Consider the following 7,092-nt stretch of genomic DNA (forward strand, 5'->3'; position numbering starts at 1 on the left):
CCCCGCCGCCACTCCGGAGGTCACCGGCGCCAAACTCGGCTTCATTGCGCTCACCGATGCGGCACCGCTGATGATCGCCAAGGAGAAGGGGATGTTCGCCAAGTTCGGCATGCCCGATGTGGAGGTGCTCAAGCAGGCTTCCTGGGGCGCGACGCGCGACAATCTGATGCTCGGGGGTGCTGCCAACGGCATCGACGGCGCCCACATCCTGACGCCGCTGCCTTACCTCATGCACACCGGCAAGGCGACGCAGAACAACCAGCCGATGCCGATGGCGATCGTGGCGCGGCTCAACTACGACTGCCAGGGCATTTCGGTCGCCCAGGAATATGCCGGCACCGGCGTCGGCCTCGACGCCTCGAAGCTGAAGGACGCCTTCGCCGCCAAGAAGGCGGCCGGCAAGGAAATCAAGGCCGCGATGACCTTTCCGGGCGGCACGCATGATCTGTGGCTGCGCTACTGGCTGGCCGCCGGCGGCATCGATCCCGACAAGGACGTTTCGACCATCGTCGTGCCGCCGCCGCAGATGGTGGCCAACATGAAGGTTGGCAACATGGACGTGTTCTGCGTCGGCGAGCCGTGGAACGAGCAGCTCGTCCACCAGGGCGTCGGCTTCACCGCTGCCACGACGGGCGAGTTGTGGAAGGGTCATCCGGAAAAGGCACTCGGCCTGCGCGCCGAATTCATCGACAAATACCCGAACGCCACCAAGGCGATCCTGATGGCCGTCATGGAAGCCCAGCAATGGTGCGAGGCCACTGAAAACAAGGACGAGATGGCCGCCATCATCGGCAAGCGGCAATGGATGAACGTGCCTGTCGCCGACATCATCGGCCGCCTCAAGGGCGACATCAACTACGGCAATGGCCGCGTCGCCAACGGCACCGACCTCTACATGAAGTTCTGGAAGGGTGGCGTCTCCTATCCGTTCAAGAGCCATGATGCATGGTTCCTCGCCGAGAACATCCGCTGGGGCAAATTCGCGCCGACCACCGACATCAAGGCGCTGGTCGACCAGGTCAACCGCGAGGATCTGTGGCGCGAGGCGGCCAAGGATCTCGGCGTCGCGGCAGCCGACGTTCCGGCGTCCTCGTCGCGCGGCATCGAGACCTTCTTTGACGGCAAGATCTTCGATCCGGCCAATCCGTCCGCCTATCTCGACAGCCTGAAGATCAAGGCATTGGCTTGAACCTCTGCGCAAACGGCGCCTTGCGCCGTTTGTCGCTCGAATTATCTGCCCCACGGAGTTTTTCCCAGACATGTCGATCCAGACTATCGAGGACACAACAGTGAAGGCGTTCCCCGCGAAGCCGGCGGCGGTCATCGCCTTCACCGCCAGGGCGCGGCGCCGCTTCGATCCGCTCGCCATCGCCGGCAAACTGGCGAGCGCGCTGGTGCCGCCCATCATCGTCATCGCGCTGATGCTGGTCGTTTGGCAGATCGCCTGTTCGTCGCCGACATCGAGCCTGCCGCCGCCGACCCAGGTCTGGAACGAGGCCTATGATCTGATCGCGCATCCGTTCTTCGACAATGGCCCGCAGGATATCGGGCTCGCCTGGCGGGTGCTGATCTCGCTGCAGCGCGTTGCCATCGGTTTCGGCCTGGCGGCGATCGTCGGTGTCGCGCTCGGCGCGCTGGTCGGTCAGTCGATCTGGGCGATGCGCGGCCTCGACCCGGTGTTCCAGATCCTGCGCACGGTGCCGCCGCTCGCCTGGTTGCCGCTGTCGCTGGCTGCGTTCCGCGATTCCAGCCCGTCGGCGATCTTCGTCATCTTCATCACCTCGATATGGCCAATCATCATCAACACGGCCGTCGGCGTGCGCAACATCCCCGAGGACTACCGCAACGTCTCGCGCATCCTGCGGCTCAACCAGTTCGAATTCTTCGTCAAGATCATGGTGCCGGCCGCCGCGCCCTACATCTTTACCGGCCTGAGGATCGGCATCGGCCTGTCCTGGCTCGCCATCGTCGCCGCCGAAATGCTGACCGGCGGCGTCGGCATCGGCTTCTTCATCTGGGACGCGTGGAACTCGTCGCGGCTGCCCGACATCATCGTCGCGCTCGCCTATATCGGCGTCACCGGCTTCTGCCTCGACCGGCTGGTCGCGGCGGTCGGCGCCTTCGTCACCCGCGGCACAACGGCAAAGTGAGGAGAGGGCGATGACGGCCTATCTGAAACTCGACCATATCGACAAATCCTTCACTCGTGGTGCCCAGGTCAGCGACGTTCTGAAGGACATCAGGCTGACCATCGACAAGGGCGAATTCGTCTCCATCATCGGCCATTCCGGTTGCGGCAAGTCGACCCTGCTCAATCTGATCGCCGGGCTGACCAAAGTGTCGGCCGGCGCCGTGCTGCTTGAGGACAAGGAGGTCGACAGTCCCGGTCCCGAACGCGCCGTGGTGTTCCAGAACCACTCGCTGCTGCCGTGGCTGACCGTCTACGAAAACATCAATCTCGCGGTGTCGAAGGTCTTCGGCCGTTCGAAGAGCAAGGCCGAGCGGCATGACTGGATCATGCGCAATCTCGACCTCGTGCAGATGGCGCATGCCAAGGACAAGCGCCCGGCAGAGATATCGGGCGGCATGAAGCAGCGCGTCGGCATTGCCCGAGCGCTGGCCATGGAGCCGAAGATCCTGCTGCTCGACGAGCCGTTCGGCGCGCTCGACGCACTGACGCGCGCCCATCTGCAGGACGCGGTGATGGACATCCATTCGCGGCTCGGCTCGACGACGATCATGATCACTCATGATGTCGACGAGGCGGTGCTCTTGTCCGACCGCATCGTCATGATGACCAACGGCCCGGCGGCGACCATCGGCGAGGTGCTTGCCGTGCCGCTGGCGCGGCCACGCCGGCGCGTCGAACTCTCTTCCGACCGGACCTTCCTGCGCTGCCGCGAGGCGGTGCTGAAGTTCCTCTACGAACGCCACCGCTTCGTCGAAGCCGCGGAGTAACACCATGAGCGAAAGACTGGTCATCATCGGCAACGGCATGGCCCCCGGGCGCATGCTGGAGCACCTTTTGGAACAGGCGCCGGGCCGCTACACTGTCACCATCTTCAACGCCGAGCCGCGCGTCAATTACGACCGCATCATGCTGTCGCCGGTGCTGTCGGGCGAGAAGGCCTATGAGGAAATCATCATCCACGGCGACGGCTGGTACATCGCCAACAACATCACCCTCTACAAGGGCCACAAGATCGTCGCCATCGACCGGGCAGCGAAGACCGTCACCTCCGATCATGGTGTCACCGAGCCCTACGACAAGCTCGTCATCGCCACCGGCTCGGTGCCGTTCATCATTCCGGTGCCCGGCCACGACCTGCCGGGCGTGCTGACCTATCGCGACCTCGACGACGTGCAGGCGATGATGCTCGCTGCCCAGTCACGGGCCAAGGCGGTGGTCATCGGCGGCGGCCTGCTCGGGCTGGAGGCGGCGGCGGGCTTGAACGCACAGGGCATGGACGTCACCGTGCTGCATGTCATGCCGACGCTCATGGAACGCCAGCTCGATCCGGCCGCCGGCTACCTGCTGCAGCGTGCGGTGGAGCAGCGCGGCATCAAGGTCATCACCAAGGCCAACACACAGGCGATCACCGGCAACGGCAAGGTCGGGCAGGTGGAACTCGCCGACGGCACGATCATTCCGGCAACGCTGGTGGTGATGGCCGTCGGCATCAGGCCGAATTCGGCGCTGGCCAAACAGGCCGGCATCGCCGTCAATCGCGGTATCGTCGTCGACGCCGGCATGCGCAGCAACGACCCTGATATTTACGCGCTCGGCGAATGCGCGGAGGTCAACGGCCAGGTCTACGGCCTGGTGGCACCGCTCTACGAGATGGCGCGCGTTACAGCCAGCCAGCTTGCCGGCAACGAAGCGGCGGCCTTCGTCCATATGGACACGCCGACCAAGCTCAAGGTCACCGGCATCGACCTGTTCTCGCTCGGCGACTTTGCCGAGGGCGAGGACCGCCAGGAGATCGTGCTGCGTGACGCGGCCGCCGGCGTCTACAAGCGCCTGGTGCTGAAGGACGACCGCATCATTGGCACCGTGCTCTATGGCGAGACGGCGGACGGTGCGTGGTTCAACGATCTGAAGAAGAAGCAGACCGACATATCCGAAATGCGCGATACGCTCATTTTCGGCCAGTCCTACCAGGGGGGTGCCCCGCTGGACCCTATGGCGGCCGTTGCAGCCTTGCCGGATGATGCGGAAATCTGCGGCTGCAACGGCGTTTGCAAGGGAAAGATCACTGGTGCGATTGCGGGGAAGGGCCTGACCTCGCTCGACGACGTGCGCGCCCACACCAAGGCCTCGGCCTCCTGCGGCTCCTGCACCGGGCTGGTCGAGAAGCTGATGGTGCTGACCATCGGCGACAAATACAATCCGGCGGCGGTGCAGCCGATGTGCGGCTGCACGACGCTCGGCCATGACGAGGTGCGCCGGCTGATCATCGCCAAGCGCCTGAAGACCATTCCCGCCGTCATGCAGGAACTGGAATGGACGACCTCCTGCGGCTGCGCCAAATGCCGGCCGGCGCTCAACTACTATCTCGTCTGCGATTGGCCGGACGACTACGCCGACGACTACCAGTCGCGCTTCATCAACGAGCGCGTCCACGCCAACATCCAGAAGGACGGCACCTATTCGGTGGTGCCGCGCATGTGGGGCGGGGTGACCAACGCCGCGGAGCTGCGCGCCATCGCCGACGTCGTCGACAAGTTCGAAATCCCGATGGTCAAGGTCACCGGCGGCCAGCGCATCGACATGCTCGGCATCCGCAAGGAAGACCTGCCGGCGGTGTGGGCCGATCTCGGCCAGGCCGGCTTCGTCTCCGGCCATGCCTATGCCAAGGGTTTGCGTACGGTGAAGACCTGCGTCGGCTCGGACTGGTGCCGCTTCGGCACTCAGGATTCGACGGGCCTCGGCATCCGCATCGAGAAATTCATGTGGGGCTCGTGGACGCCTGCCAAGGTCAAGATGGCGGTGTCGGGCTGCCCGCGCAACTGCGCCGAGGCGACCTGCAAGGATGTCGGCGTCATCTGCGTCGACTCCGGCTACGAAATCCATTTTGCCGGGGCGGCCGGCCTCGACATCAAGGGCACCGAGGTGTTGGGCATGGTCAGGACCGAGGACGAGGCGCTGGAGCACATCGTGGCGCTGACCCAGATGTACCGCGAGCAGGGTCGCTATCTTGAGCGCATCTACAAATGGGCCAAGCGCATCGGCATCCCCGAGATCAAGCGCCAGATCATGGACGATGGCGACAAGCGCAAGGCCTATTACGAGCGCTTCGTCTTCAGCCAGAAATTCGCCCAGGTCGACCCGTGGTCGGAGCGCGTTTCCGGCAAGGACAAGCACGAATTCCGGCCGATGGCCTCGGTCGGGTTTGCGCAGGCGGCGGAGTGATCATGATGAACTGGATATCAATCGGCTCCCTCTCGGACATCCCGCGCCGCGGAGCGCGCTGCGTCGTCACGCCCGAGGGAAAAATCGCCGTCTTCCGTACCGCCGACGATCAGGTCTATGCCATCGACGACCATTGCCCGCACAAGGGCGGGCCGCTCAGCCAGGGCATCGTGCACGGCACGGCGGTGACCTGTCCCTTGCACAATTGGGTGATTTCGCTGGAGACGGGCAAGGCGCTCGGCGCCGACGAGGGCGCGGTGCGCAGCATTCCGGTGCGGGTCGAAGGCGAGCGTCTGTTCATTGCGCTGGAAGCGCTGGCCAGCCGCGCGGCCTGAACCATGGAGATCGACGCAGCGCGCGAGGTGAGGACCACCTGCCCCTATTGCGGGGTGGGCTGCGGCGTGCTGGCGAAGGTCGCCGCGGACGGGCAAGTGTCCGTCCGCGGCGACCCCGACCATCCGGCCAATTTCGGCCGGCTCTGCTCCAAGGGCTCGGCACTGGCCGAGACCATCGATCTCGACGGCAGGCTGCTGCATCCGGAGATCTACGGCCGTCGCGCCGGCTGGGACGAGGCGCTCGACCTTGTCGCCTCGACCTTTTCGCAGACAATCGCCGAGCACGGGCCCGATGCGGTCGCTTTCTATGTCTCCGGCCAGTTGCTGACCGAGGATTATTACGTCGCCAACAAGCTGATGAAGGGCTTTGTCGGCTCGGCCAACGTCGACACCAATTCGCGCCTTTGCATGGCATCGTCGGTTGCCGGCCACCGCCGCGCCTTCGGCTCCGACACCGTGCCGGGAACCTATGACGATCTGGAGCTTGCCGACCTGATCGTGCTGGTCGGCTCCAACCTCGCCTGGTGCCATCCCGTGCTCTACCAGCGCATCGCGGCTGCCCGGGAAAAGCGACCGGAGGTGAAGATCGTACTGGTCGACCCGCGCCGCACCATGACCGCTGATATTGCCGACATGCATCTGGCAATCGCGCCCGATGGCGACGTCGCTTTGTTCACCGGGCTGCTCGCTTATCTCGGCCAGCACAACGCGCTCGACCGCGCCTATATCACGGCGCACACGACCGGCTTCGGGCAAGCGCTGTTCGCCGCCTCCGTGCTCGACCTTGCCGGCGTCGCCGCCGCCACGGGCCTGAGCGAGGACGAGCTTGGCCGCTTCTACGGCCTGTTCGCGGCGACGCCGAAAACAGTGACGGTCTACAGCCAGGGGGTGAACCAGTCGTCCTCGGGCACCGACAAGGTCAACGCCATCATCAACTGCCATCTCGCCACCGGCCGCATCGGCAGACCGGGGGAAGGGCCGTTCTCGGTGACCGGCCAGCCCAACGCCATGGGCGGCCGCGAGGTTGGCGGCATGGCCAACATGCTCGCCGCCCATATGGAAATCGAAAACCCAGAGCATCGCGAGCGCGTGCAGCGCTTCTGGAATGCGCCGGCCATTGCCGGAAAGCCCGGCCTGAAGGCGGTCGAGATGTTCCAGGCGCTGGCCGAGGGGCGCATCAAGGCGCTGTGGATCATGGCCACCAATCCGGTCGATTCGATGCCGGACGCCGATGCCGTCGAAGCGGCGATCAAGGCCTGCCCGTTCGTCGTGGTGTCGGACGTGCTGGCCGAGACCGACACCGTCCGCCACGCCCATGTCCGGCTGCCCGCCGCTGCCTGGGGC

6 protein-coding genes are annotated in these 7,092 nt (G+C 65.0%); all 6 read left to right on the forward strand.

Annotated elements, in window-relative coordinates; genetic code table 11:
* The coding region (locus EN935_RS16155; protein ID WP_164771156.1) for a CmpA/NrtA family ABC transporter substrate-binding protein at window positions 1-1,189 on the forward strand (1,189 nt) is incomplete at its 5' end.
* 70 nt (window positions 1,190-1,259) lie between these two features.
* A complete protein-coding gene (gene ntrB, locus EN935_RS16160; protein WP_109660193.1) occupies window positions 1,260-2,150 on the forward strand; it encodes a nitrate ABC transporter permease in 891 nt (296 codons plus the stop codon).
* 10 nt (window positions 2,151-2,160) lie between these two features.
* Entirely contained in the window at window positions 2,161-2,958 is a 798-nt protein-coding gene (locus tag EN935_RS16165; protein ID WP_127265037.1) for an ABC transporter ATP-binding protein, read from the forward strand.
* A gap of 4 nt (window positions 2,959-2,962) precedes the next feature.
* Complete coding sequence (nirB, locus tag EN935_RS16170) at window positions 2,963-5,413, forward strand: nitrite reductase large subunit NirB (protein WP_127265038.1); 2,451 nt, start codon at window positions 2,963-2,965, stop codon at window positions 5,411-5,413.
* Between the two features lie 5 nt (window positions 5,414-5,418).
* A complete protein-coding gene (nirD, locus tag EN935_RS16175) occupies window positions 5,419-5,748 on the forward strand; it encodes a nitrite reductase small subunit NirD (RefSeq protein WP_109661329.1) in 330 nt (109 codons plus the stop codon).
* Between the two features lie 3 nt (window positions 5,749-5,751).
* Window positions 5,752-7,092: molybdopterin-dependent oxidoreductase (locus tag EN935_RS16180; RefSeq protein WP_164771157.1), on the forward strand; the 1,341-nt coding region annotated here is incomplete at its 3' end.

The organism is Mesorhizobium sp. M7D.F.Ca.US.004.03.1.1 (genome assembly GCF_003998635.1).
GTDB lineage: Bacteria > Pseudomonadota > Alphaproteobacteria > Rhizobiales > Rhizobiaceae > Mesorhizobium > Mesorhizobium loti.